Annotated in this window: 13 protein-coding genes, 3 tRNA genes and 3 pseudogenes; 4 read left to right on the forward strand and 15 right to left on the reverse strand. The window is 62.0% G+C overall.

Annotated features, from left to right (window positions below; all coding sequences use genetic code 11):
• Positions 1-152: 152 nt before the first annotated feature.
• From CAK78_RS04610 to CAK78_RS04665, 12 genes and pseudogenes are all read right to left on the reverse strand, one after another.
• Complete coding sequence (locus tag CAK78_RS04610) at positions 153-1361, reverse strand: tyrosine-type recombinase/integrase (protein ID WP_094696514.1); 1209 nt, start codon at positions 1359-1361, stop codon at positions 153-155.
• Between the two features lie 262 nt (positions 1362-1623).
• A tRNA-Leu gene (locus tag CAK78_RS04615) sits at positions 1624-1710 on the reverse strand.
• A gap of 41 nt (positions 1711-1751) precedes the next feature.
• A tRNA-Cys gene (locus CAK78_RS04620) sits at positions 1752-1825 on the reverse strand.
• Positions 1826-1859: 34 nt separating this feature from the next.
• Positions 1860-1935: transfer RNA gene (locus CAK78_RS04625), tRNA-Gly, on the reverse strand.
• A 180-nt stretch (positions 1936-2115) separates the two neighbouring features.
• The gene (gene pgsA, locus CAK78_RS04630) at positions 2116-2670 is read right to left on the reverse strand and encodes a CDP-diacylglycerol--glycerol-3-phosphate 3-phosphatidyltransferase (protein ID WP_005302692.1); all 555 of its coding nucleotides are present in this window, start codon (positions 2668-2670) and stop codon (positions 2116-2118) included.
• A 302-nt stretch (positions 2671-2972) separates the two neighbouring features.
• On the reverse strand, positions 2973-4823 hold the full coding sequence (uvrC, locus tag CAK78_RS04635) for an excinuclease ABC subunit UvrC (protein ID WP_094696515.1): 1851 nt from the start codon (positions 4821-4823) through the stop codon (positions 2973-2975).
• 188 nt (positions 4824-5011) lie between these two features.
• Positions 5012-5656: a UvrY/SirA/GacA family response regulator transcription factor gene (gene uvrY, locus CAK78_RS04640; protein ID WP_005302696.1), complete on the reverse strand. Its 645-nt coding sequence runs from the start codon at positions 5654-5656 to the stop codon at positions 5012-5014.
• Positions 5657-5868: 212 nt separating this feature from the next.
• Positions 5869-6621 (reverse strand): 3-deoxy-manno-octulosonate cytidylyltransferase, encoded by a 753-nt coding sequence (gene kdsB / locus CAK78_RS04645; RefSeq protein ID WP_094696516.1) that lies wholly within the window; start codon positions 6619-6621, stop codon positions 5869-5871.
• Positions 6618-6806, reverse strand: coding sequence for a Trm112 family protein (locus tag CAK78_RS04650; RefSeq protein WP_094696517.1), 189 nt, complete (start codon positions 6804-6806; stop codon positions 6618-6620). Before CAK78_RS04650 ends, kdsB begins: the two co-directional genes overlap by 4 nt.
• A 123-nt stretch (positions 6807-6929) precedes the next feature.
• Positions 6930-7931 (reverse strand): tetraacyldisaccharide 4'-kinase, encoded by a 1002-nt coding sequence (gene lpxK / locus CAK78_RS04655; RefSeq protein ID WP_094696518.1) that lies wholly within the window; start codon positions 7929-7931, stop codon positions 6930-6932.
• Positions 7931-9697 (reverse strand): lipid A ABC transporter ATP-binding protein/permease MsbA, encoded by a 1767-nt coding sequence (gene msbA / locus CAK78_RS04660; protein ID WP_094696519.1) that lies wholly within the window; start codon positions 9695-9697, stop codon positions 7931-7933. Before msbA ends, lpxK begins: the two co-directional genes overlap by 1 nt.
• 122 nt (positions 9698-9819) lie before the next feature.
• Positions 9820-12137, reverse strand: a pseudogene (locus tag CAK78_RS04665) (DNA internalization-related competence protein ComEC/Rec2).
• Between CAK78_RS04665 and CAK78_RS04670 the strand changes: the two are divergent.
• From CAK78_RS04670 to CAK78_RS04680, 3 genes are all read left to right on the forward strand, one after another.
• Positions 12075-12593 (forward strand): DUF2062 domain-containing protein, encoded by a 519-nt coding sequence (locus tag CAK78_RS04670; RefSeq protein WP_094696545.1) that lies wholly within the window; start codon positions 12075-12077, stop codon positions 12591-12593. The pseudogene CAK78_RS04665 and the gene CAK78_RS04670 sit on opposite strands and share 63 nt — an antisense overlap.
• Positions 12587-13081: a DUF2062 domain-containing protein gene (locus CAK78_RS04675; RefSeq protein WP_094696520.1), complete on the forward strand. Its 495-nt coding sequence runs from the start codon at positions 12587-12589 to the stop codon at positions 13079-13081. The genes CAK78_RS04670 and CAK78_RS04675 overlap by 7 nt, the downstream gene beginning before the upstream one ends.
• Before the next feature lie 123 nt (positions 13082-13204).
• Positions 13205-14713 carry a helicase HerA-like domain-containing protein gene (locus tag CAK78_RS04680; protein ID WP_094696521.1) on the forward strand — a complete coding sequence of 503 codons (1509 nt, stop codon included), beginning with the start codon at positions 13205-13207 and terminating at the stop codon, positions 14711-14713.
• Positions 14714-14789: 76 nt separating this feature from the next.
• Here CAK78_RS04680 and CAK78_RS04685 read toward each other — a convergent pair.
• From CAK78_RS04685 to CAK78_RS04695, 3 genes and pseudogenes are all read right to left on the reverse strand, one after another.
• Positions 14790-15980, reverse strand: a pseudogene (locus tag CAK78_RS04685) (amino acid aminotransferase).
• 174 nt (positions 15981-16154) lie between these two features.
• A pseudogene (locus CAK78_RS04690) lies at positions 16155-17098 on the reverse strand (hypothetical protein).
• Positions 17099-17328: 230 nt separating this feature from the next.
• Positions 17329-18414, reverse strand: a complete 1086-nt coding sequence (locus tag CAK78_RS04695; protein WP_094696523.1) for a porin — start codon at positions 18412-18414, stop codon at positions 17329-17331.
• 381 nt (positions 18415-18795) lie between these two features.
• Here CAK78_RS04695 and dinG point away from each other — a divergent pair, with 381 nt between their 5' ends.
• Complete coding sequence (gene dinG, locus CAK78_RS04700; protein ID WP_176452668.1) at positions 18796-20868, forward strand: ATP-dependent DNA helicase DinG; 2073 nt, start codon at positions 18796-18798, stop codon at positions 20866-20868.
• The last annotated feature ends 33 nt before the right edge of the window (positions 20869-20901 follow it).

The following is a 20901-nucleotide window of genomic DNA, read 5'->3' on the forward strand; positions in this document are numbered from 1 at the left end:
CCCTAGGACTGCAATATTCAAGTGGAATTAATGGTCTTGTATTAGATTCCTTGTCATATCGTTACCTTTGTACACTAGCCTTGAATAAACTGCCGGACCAAAATGGCAGTCCCTTCGCATTTCGCGCTGTCGCGCTAGATCCAACAAAGTCGTTAACCGGCCCGGTTGAAATTCACTGGTAGCACATTGCTACCCCGTTGTGAGTCATAGAAATCGGCCAGCCACTGCAACAGCTTGCGCCGGTCGTCCAGGTACTCAGCCCGGTGATAGGCTGCCCGCACCTTGTTGCGTTCGGCGTGGGCAAGCTGGCGCTCGATCACATCCGGATCAAAGCCTTCCTCGTTCAAGGTGGTTGAGGCCAGCGCCCTGAATCCGTGCGGACAGGCAATCCCTTTGTAGCCCATCCGCCCCATGGCATAGCTCAAGGTGTTCTCACTCATGGGATTGGTCAGTTTGCGCTCGCTCGGGAACAGCAACTCACAATGGCCTGTCAGCTGGCGCAGCTCATCGAGCACGGCTAACGCCTGACGAGAAAGGGGGACAAGGTGCTCGGTTCGCATCTTCATCCGCGCAGCAGGGATCCGCCATTCTGCCCGTTCCATATCGAACTCATCCCAACGTGCAAAGCGCACTTCACCAGGGCGGGTCATGGTCAACATCAGCAGATGGAGGGCAAGACGAGTCGCCGGATTAAGTGGCTCGGCTTCCAGACGTCGGAAGAACTCTGGCAGCTCAGAACGGGGTAACGCGGGTCTGTGCTCCTGCTTGGTGGCCTTGAGTGCCCCTTTCAGGTCTTGGGCTGGGTTGTAGCTGGCTCGCCCAGTCTGAATGGCGTAACGCATGACAGAGCCGATCCGTTGCAAGATCCGGCCTGCTGTTTCAGTAACCCCGCGCTTCTCGACCTTGCGCAAAGCATCCAACATCATGGGCGCAGTCAGCTCGGCAACGGGCACAGCCCCAAGATCGGGGAAAACATCCACCTCAAGCGACTTAAGCACCCTGGCAGCATGAACAGGCGTCCAACGAGCGAGCTGGCTTTGGTGCCACTCTCGCGCCAGTGCCTCAAAGTTATTCTCGCTGGCCAACTTGTTGGCGATCTTGCTTTGTTTCTTGACGAGGCCCGGATCCACCCCTTCAGCAAGCTGCCGACGAGCATCATCCCGTTTCACCCTTGCCTCTTTCAGTGACACCTCGGGATAGACCCCCAAGGAGAGCGTCTTCTCTTTGCCACCGTAGCGATACTTGAGTCGCCAATACTTTCCAGACTGGTTGACCAACAAGAACAAGCCTTTCTCATCGGATAGCTTCTGCTGCTTACCGTTGAACTTAGCCTGCCGGGCAGTGATATCAGATAGCGGCATATGGGGGTATCTCCCGTGTTTGCTTGGGGGTACTTGCATACACTGGGGGTATCTCTCACCACACCGCAGCCCAAAGATGGCGTGGGTTAGGCACGATTGGGGGTACTTTTCTCCCCTATCAGAACCGATACCCCCAGATGTACCCCCAGAGCTGGGGGTATGCTATGACTCGATATGATACGACAAGACATAACAAAAAACCCGCAAAGCCTTACGCTATGCGGGTTTCAGATATGTGGTGATACTATGTGATATTCATCAATGGTGCCCGAGGCCGGAATCGAACCGGCACGACGCGAACGTCGAGGGATTTTAAATCCCTTGTGTCTACCGATTTCACCACTCGGGCACCGCAATCGGTATCAAGCTCGCGTGGCGGGCTTGTCAATATGGAGGCACGTTCCGGAGTCGAACCGGACTAAACGGATTTGCAATCCGCTGCATAACCGCTTTGCTAACGCGCCATGCAAAAGAGAGAAACTCTCTATTGTCTGAATTTGGAGCGGGAAACGAGACTCGAACTCGCGACCCCGACCTTGGCAAGGTCGTGCTCTACCAACTGAGCTATTCCCGCATCGGTCTGGCTGACGGCCTGACTACGAGGACGCATTCTAGCGATGTTCCTCGCCCAGTCAACCAAAAATGTTTAATACCCTGATCGTTCGAGTGTTTTTTGCCCTTTTCCTGCCTTTTCAGCGCTCACGACCGTTTCCCTGCCCCAAGAACGGAGAAACGGCCCTTTGTGCCGGGCAGGTCAAAACCGGGAGTGATAGCTGAGATCGCCCCAGGCGGCCTTCATGTACTGGAACATGGACCAGAAGGTGAGCACGGTGGCCACGTAGAGCAGCACATAGGCGAGCCACACCATCCAGATATCGTACTGCCAGATGAGGCCGGTGAGCGAGACCATCTGGATCATGGTCTTCCACTTGCCGATCCAGCTGACCGCCACCGAGGAGCGCTTGCCAAGTTCGGCCATCCATTCACGCAGGGCGGAGATGATGATCTCGCGACCAATCATGGTCATGGCGGGAATGGTGACCCAGATGGTGTTGTAGTGCTCGACGATCACCACCAGCGCCGCCGCCACCATGATCTTGTCGGCGACCGGATCGAGGAAGGCGCCAAAGGCGGTGGACTGGTTCAGCTTGCGGGCCAGGTAGCCGTCGAACCAGTCGGTCGCCGCCGCCAGGATGAAGACGATGGCCGCCGCCATGTAAGACCACTGGTAGGGAAGGTAGAACAGGATGACGAAGACGGGGATGAGCAAGATCCGAAAAAACGTCAGCAGATTAGGAATATTTGTCATTATTTTCAGCCACTTCTTGTATGCCGCTACATGGTAGCCCCAAGCCGATCACGGATGCAACCGGACAGGCGCCCGCCTTGGTCTATTAATCCATCAACAACCTCAGGATGCGGGCCATTATGGCATTTGCGGCCCCCCGGCGTCACGGCTCTTGTGTGTCTGGATCCTGCAGGGAATGAACCCAGGGTGAATGATGTGCTCCAACTCGCCCCTTGCCGATATCCCAGGCGACAGCCCCTGTTCGTCGTCTGGGCAAACAGGGGCAACATGGAGGCGCATGCCCCCTTCTCGGCTACCAATGGCTAGAGAGAATGCAGGGCGTCGTGGATGGACTGGGCCAGCTCCTGGCTGATGCCTGGCACCTTGGCAAGCTCCTCCACCCCGGCTTTTTTCACCTCCTGCAGGCCACCCAGGTACTTGAGCAGCGCCTGCCGCCGTTTCGGCCCCACCCCCGGAATATCCTCCAGGGTACTGGTGGTGCGGGCCTTCGCCCGTCTGGCGCGGTGGCCTGTGATGGCAAAACGGTGGGACTCATCACGGATGTGCTGGATAAGGTGCAGGGCGGGCATGTCCGCCGGCAAATGCAGCTCTTCGTGACTCTCACCCAGGATCAGGGTCTCCAGCCCCGCCTTGCGGGTCACCCCCTTGGCAATGCCCACCAGCAGCGGATATTTGCCCCCTAAAAACTCCAACTGACGGGCCAGGATCTCCTCGGCGCGGCGCAGCTGGCCGAGTCCGCCGTCGATAAACAGCACGTCCGGCACCTTGTCCGGCTCCTGCTGCTTGCCAAAGCGCCGCTCCAGCGCCTGCTCCATGGCGGCATAGTCATCGCCGCCGGTGATGCCGTCGATGTTGAAGCGGCGATACTCCGATGAGAGCGGCCCCTCCCGGTTGAACACCACGCAGGAGGCCACGGTGCGCTCCCCCATGGTGTGGGAGATATCGAAGCACTCCATGCGGGCGATGGGGCGCTCCAGCTCCAGCAGCTCCTCCAGCTGGTCGTAGCGGGCGGTGGTGGTGCTCTTGTGGGCGAGCCGCGAGCGCAGCGCGGTCTGGGCATTGATGGAGGCGAGCTTGATGAAGCGGGCCCGCTCGGCGCGGGTACGGCTCACCACCCGCACCTTGTAGCCCGCGGTCTGGCTCAGGGTCTGCGCGATCACGTCCTCGTCTTCGAGCGCCACGTCGAGCAGCACCTCGCTCGGGATCTGCCGCCCCCCCTGCCCCGACAGATAGAACTGCAGCAGGAAGGATTGCACCACCTCGTCGAGCTGGGTATCGGCCGGCACTTTCGGGAAGTAGCTGCGCGAGCCCAGCACCTTGCCCTGGCGGATGAAGAGCACGTGAATGCAGGCGGTCCCCTGCTCGAAGGACACCCCCACCACGTCGAGCTCGTCCAGCACGTTGCCGCTTACCGACTGCTGCTCGGTCACCCGGCGCAGCGCCTGGATCTGATCCCGGTAGCGGGCCGCCTCCTCGAAGCGCAGATCGCCGCTGGCGGACTCCATCTTGCCCACCAGTTCCCCGATCACCTGCTGGTTCTTGCCCGCCAGAAACAGCTTGGCCAGCTCCACCTGCTGGGCATATTCGGCCTCGCTCACCAGCCCCGCCACGCAGGGGCCGGCACAGCGCTTGAGCTGGTAGAGCAGGCAGGGGCGGGTGCGGTTGGCATAGACTGCATCCTCGCACTGGCGCACCGGAAAAATCTTCTGCATCAGGTGCAGGCTCTCGCGCACCGCGCCGCCGGAGGGGTACGGGCCGAAGTACTCCCCCTTCACCTTGCGGGCGCCGCGATGGACGCCGATACGCGGGTGCTGATGGGCGGTGATGATGATCCAGGGGTAGGACTTGTCATCTCGCAGCAGCACGTTGTAGCGGGGCTGGTACTGCTTGATCAGATTGTGCTCGAGGATCAACGCCTCGGTCTCGGTGTGGGTGACCGTCACCTGCACATCGGCTATCTGGCGCACCAGGGTGCGGGTCTTGATGCTGTCGACGTTGGCGCGAAAGTAGGAGGCGAGCCGCTTCTTCAGATCCTTGGCCTTGCCCACGTAGATGACGGTACCACCGCTGTCATACATGCGATAGACACCGCTCTGGTGGGTGACGGCACTGAGAAACGCCTTGCTGTCGAAGAGAGGTTCAGACGAGGTCATGCTGGCTCCGGCAACGGGGATCGGGGTGCTGGATCTGGGGGATCGCGGCAAACGGAAGATCGAAAGAGAGGCTCATCGGCAACTCGGCTCAACGGATGAAAGCAGAAGACGGCACAGAGCATACTGCGCCAGGTCTGCAAAAAGCAAAAAGGCGGCACAGGCCGCCTTTGATGGCTACACGCCGCCCGTTACAGGGTATCGGCATCCAGCATGCCATAGCGAATGGCCAGATGGGTCAGCTCCACATCGCCATTGATGTTGAGCTTGCTGAACAACCGGTAGCGATAGCTGTTGACCGTCTTCGGGCTCAGGTTGAGCTGCTCGGAAATATCGGTCACCTTCTGCCCCTTGGTGATCATCATCATGATCTGCAGCTCGCGCTCTGAGAGGGACTTGAAGGGATTCTCGTCGGCCGAGGCAAACTGGCTCAGGGCCATCTGCTGGGCGATCTCCGGGGAGATGTAACGCTGACCGGAGTGGACCAGGCGAATGGCGTGGATCATCTCGTCCGGTGCGGCCCCCTTGGTGAGATAGCCGGCGGCCCCCGCCTGCATCACCTTGGTCGGGAACGGATTTTCTGAATGAATGGTCAGCACTATGATGCGCACATCGGGCCGGATCCGCAGGATCTTGCGGGTTGCCTCCAGGCCGCCGATGCCAGGCATGTTCATGTCCATCAGGATCACGTCGGGATGGTTCTGACGACAGAAAGTGACTGCGGTTTCCCCGCTCTGCGCCTCGCCCACCACCTTGATCCCGCGGACATCTTCCAGAATGCGTCTTATCCCTGTACGCACCAACTCATGATCATCGACCAGGAATACATTAATCACCCAAACACCCCGTTTTTTATCTCGTTATATGCCAGTTAGGGTTAACACGGCGTCTTGCATCATAACCAAACTCGCTGATTTGGCAAACCATGGCCGGGAAAAGTTTGAAAGCGCTCATAAATGACGTTTGTAATCAAATAATTATGTAAAGATTAAACACAAAAAACGGTGCCCGCAGGCACCGTTCAGAGTCATCTTTGCTGTTGTCGGCATCAGTTCGCCAGCAGTGCGCGCACCTTGTCCAGATCGGCCTGGGTGTCCACCCCGACCGGCGGCGCCTCGAGCGCCTGGGCCACGTGGATCTTCTCCCCGTACCAGAGCACCCGCAGCTGCTCCAGCGCCTCGACCTGCTCAAGCGCGCTCGGCGCCCAGTCCACATAACGCTGGATGAAACCGGCGCGATAGGCATAGATGCCGATGTGACGCTGGTAGTGATCGCCAATCTGCTCGCGGCTTGCGGCAAAACGATCACGATCCCACGGAATGGAGGCGCGACTGAAGTAGAGGGCGTAGCCCTCCTGGTCGGTCACCACCTTCACGGCATTCGGGTTGAACGCCTCTTCGGCGTCCTGGATCGGCACCGACAGGGTGGCCATGGGCGCGCTGGCGGCGGCCAGGTTGTCCGCCACCTGACGGATGATGACCGGCGGAATGAGCGGCTCATCCCCCTGCACGTTGACCACTATGGTGTCGGCGGCAAAACCGTAGTGACGGCACACCTCGGCCAGCCGCTCGGTGCCTGACTGGTGATCCTTCGAGGTCATGCACACCTCGAACCCGGTCTGGCCGGCCAGCGCCTGCTGCACCCGTGCGTCATCGGTGGCGACGATCACCCGATCGGCGCCCGACTGCAGGGCCTTCTCCACCACGTGCTGCACCATGGGCTTGCCGTGGATGTCGGCCAGCGGCTTGCCCGGCAGCCGGGTGGAAGCGTAGCGGGCCGGAATGACAACGACGAAGCTCATGACGACAGCTCGTCGCTATTGAGCTGCCGGGCACGGTTCTCCAGCAGCACCGGGATCCCCTCCTCCAGCGGATAAGCCAGCTTGTCGAAACGGCAGACCAGCTCATGCACGGCCTTGTTGTAGTGCAGCTTGCCCTTGCAGACCGGGCAGGCAATGATGTCGAGCAACTTGATGTCCAAAGCCAAAACGATACTCCTTCAACGATGTCGCGCCGGCGGCTTAATCACGCCGGCGATGGGTGTCGAACCAACCAGATATTCCATGCGGGGCATAACAACCCCCCTTCTCTCCCGCGCTGGCGAGCGAGATCAACCTTGTGCCTTGGTTGCACCCTGCCCCTTCCCGCTCGCGCCCAGCTTGTGCAGCAGGGTATCGAGCAGAGAGGCGGGCAACTCGGCGCTGACCGGCAGATACCACCAGTTGTCGAGGGCAAAGGCGCGGCACTTGACCGCATCCTTCTCGGTCATCAGCAGCGGCTTGCCGGCAAAGCGGCCCACCAGCTCGTCCCGATCGAAGGGGTGGTGATCCCCGTAGGCCACCCGCTGATCCAGCTGATAACCAAGCCCCTCGAGGGTGGCGAAGAAACGGGGCGGATGACCAATGCCCGCCAGCGCGTCGACCGACCCCGACAGGGGAGCAGCCAGCGGCGTATCGTCGCACACCCGGCGGGGGGCGTCGGCCACCAGTTGCATGGGGTACTCCCCTCGCCCCGGCTCGCCGCCGTTGCAGATGATGGCGTCCACCCGCTTGAGCCGGGTGATAGGCTCGCGCAGCGGCCCCATGGGCAGCAGGCAGGCGTTGCCGAAACGGCGCGCCCCGTCCACCACCACCAGCTCGATGTCACGAGCCAGCGCATAGTGCTGCAAGCCGTCGTCGGTGATGATGATATCCACCTCGCCGCTCTGCTCCAGCAGACGCACCGCATCGGCCCGCCTGGGCGCCACCACCACAGGGCAGCCACAGCGCCGGGCAATCAGTACCGGTTCATCCCCCGCCTGCGCCGTGGTGCTGGCGGCATCGAGCCGGTACGGGTAATGGGGCGCCTTGCCGCCATAACCGCGGCTCACCACCCCGGGGCGATAGCCGCGAGCCTGCAACTGCTCCACCAGCCAGACCACTACCGGGGTCTTGCCGTTGCCACCCACCGAAATATTGCCCACCACTATGACTGGCAAGGAGGCACGATAGCCCTTGCGCCAGCCGTGGCGATAGGCGTAGCGGCGGGTGCCGCTGATGACGGCAAACAGCAGGGCAAAGGGGGCCAGCAACCAGCGCCAGCCACTCTTTGCATACCAGAGCCGCTCCAGCATCAGGCGTTGCCACCGGCGGCATGGCCAAACTGGATGGCGCGCAGCTGGGCATAGGTCCCCTGCTGGGCCATCAGCGCCGCGTGGTTGCCGCGCTCGACGATATGGCCTTCGTCGATCACCAGGATCTCGTCCGCCTTCTCGATGGTGGAGAGGCGGTGAGCGATCACCAGCGAGGTGCGCGCCTTGCACAGCTCATCGATGGCCGCCTGAATATGGCGCTCGGACTCGGTATCCAGCGCCGAGGTAGCCTCGTCCAGCAGCAGTACGGGGGCATCGCGCAGCAGGGCGCGGGCGATGGCGATACGCTGGCGCTGGCCGCCGGAGAGCGACGCGCCGTTCTCGCCGACCACGGTGTCATAACCGTTGCTCATCTTGCTGACGAACTCGTCGGCGTGGGCGATACGGGCCGCCTGCTTGATCTCGTCGAGGCTGTATTGCTCTTCCGCGGCGTAGGCGATGTTGTTCGCCACCGTGTCGTTGAACAGGTGCACGTGCTGGGAGACCAGGGCGTACTGCTTGCGCAGCTCGCTCAGGCGGTATTCACGGATGTTGACGCCGTCCAGCAGGATCTCACCCTGCTCGATGTCATAGAAGCGGGTCAACAGGCTGGCGATGGTGCTCTTGCCAGAGCCGGAGCGCCCCACCAGGGCCACCGATTTGCCCGCCTCCACCTTGAAGCTGACGTTGTGCAGCGCCGGGGTGTCCTTGGTCGGGTAGGTGAAGGTGACGTTGCGAAATTCGATCTCGCCGCGGGCGCGCTCCAGGGTACGGGTGCCGGTATCCTGCTCCGGCTCGGTGTCGAGCAGGCCGAACAGGCTGTGGCACGCAGTGATGGCACGCTGGAACTGGTTGTTGACGTCGGTCAGGCTTTTCAGCGGCTTGAGCAACATCATCATGGAGGTGATCATGACGGTGAAGGTACCGGCAGTCAGCTCGCTGCGCACGCTGTCGATGGTGGCCACATAGAGGAAGGCCGCCAGCGCGATGGAGGCAACCATCTGCACCACCGGGCTGCCGATGGCATCGGCGGCGACCATCTTCATGGTCTGCTGACGCATGTTGTTGCTGACCTTGAAGAAGCGTTTCTCTTCCACCTTCTGGCCACCGAACATCAGCACCTCTTTGTGCCCCTTGAGCATCTGCTCGGTGGAGGTGGTGATGTCCCCCACCGCCTGCTGGATGTGGCGGCTGATCTGACGGAAACGGCGGCTGATGAGACCGATGATGATGCCCACCACGGGCCCCACCACCAGGAAGATCACCGACAGCTGCCAGGAGTGCCAGAACATCAGGCCGAGCAGGCCGATGACCGTAGCCCCTTCCCGTACCAGGGTGACCAAGGTGGTGCTGGCGGCCGAGGAGACCTGACTCGCGTCATAAGTCACCTTGGAGAGCAGGTGGCCGGTATTCTGGCGGTCGAAGAAGCTCATCGGCATCGCCACCATGTGATTGAACACCTGCTGCTGCAGGCGCATCACCACGTGGTTGCCGACCCAGGCCATGCAGTAGTTGGAGAGGAAGTTGGCGACGCCGCGCAGGGCCACGATACCCAGCACGAAGAAAGGCATCCACTTGAGCACGCTCGGGTCACTGCCGTTGATCCCCTGATCGATCAGCGGCTTGATGGAATAGACGAAGGTGGTATCCACGGCGGCGTAGCCCAGCATGCCGATGATGCCGCCAATCAGGCCAAGCTTGCGGTCACGGACATAGCCGAGCAGACGCTTGAAGACAGGCCAGCTGTCTTGTGAGGTTTCTTGTTGCATGAATAGCCGTTTATAAGGGAAATGACGCGCTATTCTAGCCAAAGCGCAGGATTACACCAAGCAGTGCCCATCACCAGCGCGGGAAATGACGGTCGTTAGACCCGCCAAAGCCGGGTTTACGCTCAGCGAGCAGTCCAAAATGCAGGGCGCCACCAGTCACCATTGCGGCGAAACCAGGGGCCCTGCTCCCGCTCGGCGCGGATCCGCAGCCCGTCCGCAGCCCGTCCGCCGCAGGCTCGACCAGGATCTCCCCGTCCAGTCCGGTGACCCATTGCTGCGCCTCCCGATAACGGGCCACCACCTCGGGGCGGGGAAAGCCCCACTGGTTCATGAAGCCGGCGCTGTGCACCACATAGCGGGGGGCCACCGCCGCCACGAAGGGCGGCGTGGAGGAGGTGCGGCTGCCGTGATGGGGGCTCACCAGCAGGGTGCTGGCAAGCCCCTCCCCTTCCAGCGCCAGCAAGCGCTGCACCGCCTGCCGTTCGATGTCGGCACTGAGCAGGATGCGCCGCTCCCCGTCGCGGATCTGCAGCACGCAACCGTCGTTGTTGTGGCCAGGCCCTGGTTGCTGTGGCCAGAGCACTGCCATCTCGAGCCCCTGCCAGCGCCACTGCTGGCCACGCCGGCACAGGGTCGTGAACCGGCCGAAGTCGAAGGAAGAGAGCTCGTGGCGTACCGGCAGAGCCTGCAGAATGGCACGCCGGTTGCCGGCGTGATCCCGGTCCTTGTGGCTGATGACCAGATTATCCAGCACCCGCACATCGAGCCGGTTGAGCAGCGGCAGGATCACGGCATCCGCCATGTTGTAACCGCCCGGGTAGCGATCGCCGGTGTCAAACAGGATGCCGCGCTCGCCCCGGGTGATCAGCACCGCCAGCCCCTGTCCCACGTCCAGTACCCTCAGTTGCCAGTGGGACGGTGCCGGCCAGGCCGCCAGCAGCAAGGCCACGCCCCCCGGCAACAGCAAGGGGCGACCACCCGGCACATGCCAGGCGCACCAGAGCAGGGTCAACAGGGCCGTGAACGGCAGCACCCAGCCCGGCACCGGCCACCAGAGCTGCCACTGGCTGGCCAACCTCTCCAGCGCCCACAACACCCACTGCAGGCCGACATCGGCCAGCCAGAACAGCAGGTGGGCCAGCTCCCCCGAAAGCGGTGCCAGCAGCACTCCGACCAGCGCCAGCGGTATGATGCCGATGCAAAAGAGCGGCAATGCCAGCAGATTGAGCAGCAGCGACAGCGGCGCTATCCCCTCGAACAGCGCCAGTTGCAGCGGCAGCAGCCCCAGCAGCAACAACCCCTGCAGGCGGACGAGCCCGGGCTTGGCCTCCAGCAGGCTCGCCACCAGCAACAGAGCCACCAGCAACAGAGCCACCGCCAGGAAGGAGAGCCAGAACCCGGCCGAATAGAGGGCGAAGGGATCCCAGAGCGTCAGCACCACGAAGGCCCACAACCAGACGCGATGGGCCGGCCACTCCCGCCGTCGCCAGCGCAACAGGCTCCACACCAGCACCATGATGAGGGCCCGTTCGGTGGCCACTGCAAACCCGGCCAGCCAGCTGTAGAGGGCGGCAAACAGCAGGGCGAGCAGAATCGCCCCCCGCAGTCCGAACAGGCGTCCCAGCCACCAGCCGAGCACCGCCACCAGCGCGATGTGCTGCCCCGAGATGGCGATGATGTGGGTCAGCCCGCTGCCGCGAAACAGGCTCCACTGCTCAGTCGTAATGCCCGCTTGCTCGCCGAAGGTCAGCGCCGCCAGCAACGGACCCTGGCTCAGATCCTGCCAGCTGGCGGCGGCCCGGGCCAGCCAGCGTTTGCGCAGCCCCGCCGGCACCGCTTCAATCTGGATCACCCGGCGCAAGTTGCCGGTGGCGGTGATCCCCTTGCCGAGCAGCAGGCGCCGCCCGTCCATCCCTGCCTCGTTGGCCAGGCCGTGAGCCGGCTTGAGAGAGACCTCCAGGGTCAGGCGACTGCCTGCCGTCAGGGCGGGCAGCGCCTGGTAGGCGTTGATGCGCACCAGGGGCGCCGGGGTGAGCGCCTGCTCATCGAGCCGGTTCACCCGCAGCACCAGCCGGACAAATTTATCGCCCTCGGGTTCTGCACTTTGCAGTTGTGCGGTTATGATGTGGCTCGTTTTTTTGCCAAGCTGATCCAGCCAGGCAAGCCGATAGTGCAAACTCCCCTGCATCCAGAGGAGGCCGCCCAGCAGAAACAGCAGCCGCCAGCAGCGGCAACCGGCGAGGGGGAGCGCGAGCAGCAGCATCAGGCCACCCCATTCCCATGAAGGCAACCATGGCCAAAGCAGTGAGGAGCTTGCCCCGAGGGCAAACGACAGCAGGCGCAGATCCATGGTGCAAGTATTTAGCAAGGTTTCAATATGCCCAAACGACTCATACAACGCTGGCTGCCTGATCCGGCGACATTCAAGGAACACAAGCACTTGCGGCTGTTTGGCAAGCTGCTGCTGGACGCCAACCTGTGGCACCTCAATCGCCGCTCGGCGGCCGGTGCCTTCGCGGTGGGACTGTTCATGGCCTGGGTACCACTCCCCTGCCAGATGTTGCTGGCGGCCGGCGGCGCCATCGCCTGTCGGGTCAATCTGCCGCTCTCGGTAGCCCTGGTCTGGCTCTCCAACCCCTTCACCATGCCGCCACTGTTCTACGGTGCCTACCTGACCGGCTGTCAGCTGCTGGGGCAATCCTCCCAGCACATCGAGATCGAGTTCACCTGGGCCTGGCTGGTGTCGGTGTTCGAGACCGTGGCCCCGCCACTGCTGCTGGGTTCGCTGGTGCTCGCCCTGCTCAGCTCCCTCATCGGCTACGCCCTCATTCGCACCTGCTGGCGCATCAGTACCGTGCGTCAGTGGCAGAAACGCAAGGTGGCACGCGCATGCTGAATCGCTGGTTTGCCCGCTTCAAGATTGACCCCGATACCCTGCGCCAGCAGAAGTGGTTCGCCCTGTTTGGCGAGCGCCTGCTCGCCCCCGCCCTCTGGCAAGGGGGGCCGCGCGCCCTGAGCGGGGCGGTGGCGGCCGGCATCTTCGCCTGCTGGTTTCCCGTCCCCATGCATTCACTCATCGCGGTCGGGCTGGCGCTGGCGTTCAGTCTCAACCTGCCGATGGCGCTGCTGGCGGTCTGGTTCAACAACCCGCTGACCCTGCCCTTCATGTACCTCTACGCCTATCGCACCGGTTGTCTGGTGCTGCACAAGACGCCGGAGCCATTTCACCTCACCTGGACCCTGCACTGGCTGGAGCACGAGGCGGCGACCCTGGTGCCCCCCTTCCTGCTCGGCAGCCTGCTGCTGGCGGTACTGACCGCCGCCACCGGCGGCCTCCTCACCCTGCTGTTGCTGCGCCTCGGCAAGCTGGTCCGCCCCCGCTGATCTCACCCGCCTCGTCAGCCTCTGGCGCGCTGACGAGGCGCTCCCTTGCCATCCCCAGCTCCTGCCACCACACTCCTTGTAACCCGTTGTTTTTAGCCCCCCATTTGCCACAAGGAGCCCACCATGGCCGAACCGCTCACGCTGGCCTATGCCAATGGTCATCCCCTCGCCCTGCTGCCAGCCATGGCCAATCGCCACGGCCTCATCACTGGGGCCACCGGCACCGGCAAGACAGCCACCCTGCAGGTGCTGGCGGAGGGGTTCTCTCGCCTCGGCGTGCCGGTCTTTCTGGCCGACGTGAAGGGGGATCTGAGCGGCCTTGGCGCCGCCGGAGCTGGCTCGGCCAAGCTGGATACCAGGCTGGCCCAGCTCAGCATTCCGGCCCCCGCCTTTGCTGCCAGCCCCACCCTGTTCTGGGATCTGTTTGCCGAGCAGGGTCACCCGGTGCGGGCCACCATCTCCGACATGGGGCCCCTGCTGCTCGCCCGCCTGCTCGGCCTAAATGACACCCAGAGCGGGGTGCTGGAGCTGGTGTTCAAGGTGGCGGACGACGAGGGGCTGCTGCTGCTCGATCTCAAAGACCTGCGCGCCATGGTGCAGTTTGCCGGTGACAACGCCAAGTCCCTCACCACCCGTTACGGCAACGTCTCCACCGCCTCCATCGGCGCCATCCTGCGCAACCTGCTCACCCTGGAGAGCGCGGGCGGCGATCACTTCTTTGGCGAGCCCATGCTGGACATCCAGGATCTGCTGCAGACCGATGAGGCCGGCCACGGCCATATCAATGTGCTGGCCGCCAGCAAGCTGACCCAATCCAGCCGGCTCTATGCCTGCTTCCTGCTCTGGCTGCTCTCCGAGCTGTTCGAGCAGTTGCCGGAGGTGGGGGATCCCGACAAACCTGTGCTGGTGTTCTTCTTCGACGAGGCGCACCTGCTGTTCAACGACGCCCCCAAGGCGCTGCTGGAGAAGATTGAACTGGTGGTGCGCCTCATCCGCTCAAAGGGGGTGGGTGTCTACTTCGTGACCCAGAGCCCGGCCGATATCCCCGACAGCGTGCTGGGGCAGCTTGGCAACCGGGTGCAACACGCCCTGCGTGCCTTTACCCCGAGCGATCAGAAGGCGGTGCGGATCGCCGCCAACACCCTGCGCGCCAACCCGACCTTCGATGCCGCCGGCGTCATCACCGAGCTCGGGGTCGGCGAGGCGCTGGTCTCTCTGCTCGACGAGAAGGGACGGCCCAGCATGGTGGAGCGCGCCTTCATCGCCCCGCCGGCCAGCCGCATCGGCCCCTTGAGCGACGCCGAGCGGCAGGCACTCATTCAGTGCTCATTGCTGCACGGCCGCTACGAGACGCCGGAGGATCGCGAGTCAGCCTTCGAGCTGCTCAACGGCGGCAAGGTGACAACCACTGGCGAGCAAGGCAGCAAACAGCCATCCAACGGGGAAGGCCGCCTGCTCGATGCCCTCAATGGCATCCTGTTTGGCCGCACCGGCCCCCGTGGCGGCCAGCACGACGGCGTGGTACAGACCGCCGCCAAGAGCGTGGCCCGCACCATCGGCAGCGAGGTGGGTCGCCAGCTGGTGCGCGGCGTCCTCGGCTCCCTGCTGGGGGGCGGCAAGCGCCGCAGCTAAGGCCTGAGCCGAAAAATGAAAAAGCCCGCCGGGTCTCCCCGGCGGGCTTGTTACTTAGCGGATGGCGATGGCTCGCTTACAGCACCTTGGCGATCGCATCACACAGCGGATCGATATTGGCGCGGGTGATACCGGCCACGCTGATCCGGCCCGAGCCGACGATGTAGATGGCAAACTCGCTCTTGAGGCGCTCCACCTGATCCTTGGAGAGACCGGAGAAGGAGAACATGCCGTTCTGCTCGCGGATGAAGCTGAAGTCCTGGTTCACGCCGCGCGCGGCCAGTTTTTCCACCAGCAGCTCGCGCATCTCGCGAATGCGCACCCGCATGGCCGCCACCTCTTCCACCCACTCGGCATAGAGGGCCGGATCGCTCACCACTGCGGTGACGACGGCAGCGCCGTGTGACGGCGGGTTGGAGTAGTTGGCACGAATGACAGTCTTGACCTGGGTGAAGGCGACATCGGCGATCGCCTTGGTCGCACTGACCAGGGTAAAGGCACCGACCCGCTCGTTGTAGAGGCCGAAGTTCTTGGAGAAGGAGCTCGCCACCAGCAGCTCGTCATGGCACTCGGCGAAGATGCGCAGACCTTCTGCATCCTCTTCGATACCGCGAGCAAAGCCCTGATAGGCGAAGTCAAACAGCGGCAGCCAGCCGGCAGCGGCACTCTGCCTGGCCAGTGCACGCCACTGCTCAGCGGTCGGATCGATACCGGTCGGGTTGTGGCAGCAGCCGTGCAGCAGCACCAGATCGCCAGCCTGCGCCTCGGCCAGCGAAGCCTGCATGGCGGCAAAGTCGAGCCCCTTGGTCGCCGCATCGTAGTACTTGTACCACTTGACGGTCAGACCCGCGGCCTAGAACACGCTGACGTGGTTGGCCCAGGTGGGATCGGAGATCCAGACGGTCTTGGCAAGGTTGTTGCGCACCACGAACTCGGCGGCGATGCGCAGGGCTCCGGTACCACCCGGGGCTTGCGCCGTCTTGGCGCGGCCGCTGTTGACCAGAGCGGAATCCTGTCCGAACAGCAGTTGCTGCACGATGCGGCCGTATTCGATATTGCCTTCGATGCCGAGATAGTTCTTGGTCTTCTCGTCGGTCAAGAGCTTCTGTTCGGCCTTCTTGACGCAGTGAAGAATGGGGGTAGCGCCGGTCTCGTCCTTGTAGATCCCGACCCCCAGGTTGATCTTGTGGCTGCGAGAATCGGCGCGGAAGGCTTCGGTCAGGCCCAGGATCGGATCCGCTGGGGCGGCAACAACCTTTTCAAACATGGTATTCCCTGTATTCCGTTGAGTTCGTTGGCTGGCAAAGCGTGTTGGCACACCGTCCGTGACACGCAAAACACGTGGCAAACAAAAGCGCCCACTGGCGAGCGCTTCGTCAACTCTTTATATCACCGTGCAGGATGGGGGAAAACCGCTTTTTCAGCCGGATCTGCGGCAATCTCAACCGATGGCATGCCACTGTGGCGCCAACGCACACACCTCGGCAGACAAGCCACCATTGGACTCAACCAAACCGCTACAAACCGCTAACAAAGAGCGAGGGATCCGGCTCGGCTCCCAGGGGCGGGAGTCGGCCAGCGGCAGGGCATAGGCCGTCATGATGGGAGCCAGCACGGTGGGCAGCCACCAGCTGGCCGGCCGACCCAGGCGCTGGGCCAGAGTCAGCACCCGATCCACCCCGCTCGGATCGAGGGAGGTGAGATGACTCCATTGCACCTGGGGTGGCAGCGCGGCGATCACTTGCTGCAGCGCCTGCTGCGCCGAGGCTGGAGCCCAGATCAGCAAGGTCCCTGCCGGCAGTACCAGCTCAGCAAAGGCGCCGACGCTGTCGGTAGTGATCACCCGCAGCAGCTCCCCCTCCCCCCACAGGATCTTGCCGAGGCTGGCCAGGGTACGTTCCGGCAACGCCACCTCACCGAGCGCCTGCAGCCAGGGTGCCGCATCGAGCAGGGTGCCACCGCTGAAAAATAGGCTGAACGGCTCGGGGGCGCGCAGGCGCACCTGTTGATCCGAACAGAGCCGGATCCCCTTGTCTTCGAAGTCGATCTGCTCGTTGGGGGTAAAGCTCACCTCGCTCTTGCGATAGAGCGCGGCCAGTACCCGCTCGTTGACCTGCTCCGCCAGTTGCCAGCCCTGCCCATGGAGCCACTCCTCCGGGGTGGGCGGCGCCGTGGCGATCTCGGCCAGCGTCAGTTCACGGGTCAGGTAGCGGCGACCGGCGGGGGTGAGCTCATAGTGGTGATTGCCCAGCGCCAGCAGCAGCTGGTTGTCCTTGAGCAGGCCCAGCAGGGGTTGCCACTGGCGGGCGCGGACCACCGAGGGGGGGGTTTGTCCAGCAGCTGGCGAGCCAGCTCCCGCCACTGCGGGTGACTAAAGTCAATCAAGCGTCATCCTTCCCTGTCTGCCGAATATCCTGCAACGAGCTGAACAATCTAGCGATTCGCTGCCCAGGAGCCAAGTACAGAAAAGAGACAACGTGAACTGACGCAAGTCAAAGAGGGCAAGGAGAGGTTGAGCAGCAGAGGAGAAGAGAAGCAATCCGGTGGAAAGCAGATAAAACAAAACGGCCAAGCAAGCTTGGCCGTTTATCAACTAAATCAGCGCAGAGGCTAGATTAGAAGTTGTATTGCAGGGCAACGGTCCACTCGTCGTCCTTGTTATCCATATTCTGGATCTTGTACTCGGTGTAGGCTTTCAGCTTGGAAGTGAAGGAGTACTGTACGCCCAGCAGGGCCTCGTCCAGAGTGTCTTTGTAAGAAGAACCACTCACGTTGGAGTCTTGCTTAGCTTCGGTAAAGTTGTAGCCAGCCAGGAAGGTCCAGGCATCAACGTTGTAGGAAGCAGCCAGTTCGTAACCACGGCCTTTGTCTTTGTAACCAGTGGTGTCGTTCTTCAAGTCACCCTGAGTGTACATACCGGCAAAGTAGAAACCGTTGATAGCGTAGTGTGCACCCAGTGCCCACTCGGACTTATCGCCGCTCTCGTTAGAGGTTTTGCCTGCCAGGTCGGAGTAAGCGTAACCAGCGTTCAGGCCCAGACCGAAGTCGAAGTCATAACCGGCAGCAGCAGCGTAAGCATTTTTACGCTTGACGTCAGTAAACACGGTCTTCTTGATAGAACCACCGACGTCGGTGACTTTTACAGCTTGGTCATCGTTGGTTTGATAGGACAGTTTGCCTTTGAAACCACCGAAGGAGTTGGAGTAAATAACCTGACCTTCTTGACGACCGTCATAGAAGTTACCTACGTCGCCCCACTCGTTGAAGATATCGGTCGGTTCCAGTACGTCGTAGAACGCGGTATCGGTCTGGCCGAAGATGATCTTACCGTATTGGGAACCATCAAAACCAACATAGACGTGACGAGCTTGGAATTTACCGCCAGAATCTTCAACGGTACCAATTTTGTTACCGTTAGCATCAACAACATCGCGCACTGTGTTGTCGCTGTTTTCAGCAGCAACTTGCCATTCAGTCTTGGCGATACCGGACCAGGTGTTGTTCAGGGCAACTTTGCCGGACCAACCCAGACGGGATGCACCAACGACCTCGCCTTTGGTGTCATCGTGCTCACCGTAGTAGTTAGCCTGTACGCGGCCATATACGTCGAAGGTGGTACCGTCTTTGTCATAAACCACTGCAGCGTTAGCGGCGGATGCAAACAGAGCCGGAATGGCAATAGCCAGAATTGTCTTTTTCATAGTTTCCAATGCCTACTGTAATTAAACACTAAGTCGTTGTTATTCCCTGTGTTAGCGATGTTCTTTGCATCACTATGGCGCCGAGACTAGCACCGGGTTTTCCAATCCGCAATGAAAAAACTTGGAACTTTTTACGAAAAGCATAGTCTCAGCGAAAAAATTGTGATCTAAATCCCACATTGTTTGCACGCCATGGGAAAACGTTTACAGCGATAATCGCTGGCAAAATTCACCCGAATTGGTGATTTATCACACAATAACGACGACTCGCCTTATAAATAGAAGAAGAGGTCGGATCTGTGCGTTGCCACACGCCTCGACCCGGGTTGCCGGTTGCAGGTATCCTGTCTTCCTCCACCCAGTGCAACGGTCATTTTCTTCATGCTGTCTACCCGTCTCAAAACCACCATTCGCAATACCTATCGGCAGCTTGCCGATGGTTTACCCGGTTTTGTGCCGCGCAAGGAGCAGAATTTTCTGGTGGCCGAAATAGCCAAGACGTTGACCGGGGAGTATGACAAACAGCGTCGCATCCTGGTGGCCGAAGCCGGCACCGGTATCGGCAAGTCCCTCTCTTATGCTCAGGGGGCCATCCCGGTGGCACGGCTCACCCAGAAGAAGCTGGTGATCTCCACCGCCACCGTGGCGCTGCAGGAGCAGCTGATCCACAAGGACCTCCCCTTCTATCACCGCCACAGCGAGTTGCCGTTTCGTTTCATGCTGGTCAAGGGGCGCCAGCGCTACTGCTGCGAACACCTGCTGGAGCAGGCCGCCAGCGGCAGCGAGATGGCCAACTTCGAGTTTGACTTCGGAGCCCTCAGCAAACACAAGCCGTCAGACGCCGACAAGGATTGCTATCAGGCGTTGTGGCAGGCCTACACGGAAGGCAAGTGGGACGGTGATCGGGACAACTGGCCCAAACCCATCAACGATAACTGCTGGGATCGCATCGCCGCCGACCGCCACACCTGCAACAAGGCGCTGACTCATCATCAGCACTGCCCCTTCCACCGCGCCCGCAACGACATGGATGCGGCCGATGTGCTGGTGGTCAACCACGCCCTGCTGCTCTCCGACCTCACCATGGGGGGCGGCATCATACTGCCGCCGCCGGACGAGTGTCTTTATGTGCTGGACGAGGCCCATCACCTGCCCACCATAGCCCGCGATCACGGCGCCGCCTCGGCCAGCGTCAAGGGCTCGCGCCGCTGGCTGGAGAAGCTGGCGCAGGGAGCGGGCAAGCTGGCCAGAACCCTCAACAAGGAGAGCCTGCTCGATCCCCAGCTCAAGCTGCAAGACGCGCTGGCCTCCCTGCAGCCGGATCTGAAGGCGCTGGAGCAGTGGCTCGCCGCCAACGACCGCTTGTTCAATGAAGAAAAACAGTGCCGCTTCGCCGATGGTGTCTTGCCCGACCCCCTGCCCATGCTGGCGGAGAACCTCAAGGAGGCGAGCAAGAAGGCACTGCGGGCGCTGGACAGAATGCAGGGGGCCATCGGCGAGGCGCTGAAGGATGGCGAGATCCGTCGCAAGGATGCCGAACCCCTGCTGGCGGAGAGCGGCTTCTATCTGCAGCGGCTGGAGGGTTTCTGCGCCCTGTGGGAGATGCTGGGGCGGCACGTGGCAGAAGGCAAGACGCCGCTGGCCCGCTGGATGGTCAAGAGCGATGACGGCGACATCTGGCTGCACGCCTCCCCCATCGAGGTGGGCTACCTGCTGGAGGAGTGGCTCTGGTCCAGGTGTCTTGGCGCCGTGCTGGTGTCGGCGACCCTGACAGCCCTCTCCTCCTTCAGCTATTTCCGCCACCAGGTGGGGCTCAAAGAGCACGACGGTACCCGCTATCTGCGCCTGCGCTCCCCCTTCGATTACCAGAAGGCCGAACTCTATCTGCCCAGGATGGAACACGAGCCCAGCGCCCCCGCCTTCACCCAGGAGCTCGTCAGCATCCTGCCCCGTCTGCTGGCCGGCAAGGAGGCGAGCCTGGTGCTGTTCTCCTCCTACCGGCAGATGAACGAGGTGGCGGTGGGTCTGCGGGCCAAGGGACTCTCCCTGCTGGTGCAAGGGGAAGCCTCCCGCAACGCCCTGCTCACCCTGCACAAACAAAAATGCGATGGCGGCCAGGCCAGCATACTGTTTGGCACCGGCAGCTTCTCGGAAGGGCTGGATCTGCCCGGTCACTACCTCACCAACCTGGTGATAACCAAGCTGCCATTCGCGGTCCCCAACTCGCCGGTGGAAGAGGCCACCGCCGAGTGGGTCGAAAAGCGGGGGGGAAATCCCTTCCTGCAACTGACGGTACCGGAGGCGTCGCGCAAGCTCATTCAGGCCTGCGGTCGTCTCATTCGCAAAGAGGCAGACAGGGGCCGGGTCACCATTCTCGATCGCCGTCTGCTGACCAAACGCTACGGCAAGGGACTGCTCGATGCCCTGCCGCCATTTCGACGCCGGATTGAGTAGAGCCGGGGTCGACCAAGGTAGCCAACACCACTG

Source organism: Aeromonas sp. A35_P, from assembly GCF_002259925.1.
GTDB classification, from domain to species: Bacteria; Pseudomonadota; Gammaproteobacteria; order Enterobacterales; family Aeromonadaceae; genus Aeromonas; species Aeromonas dhakensis.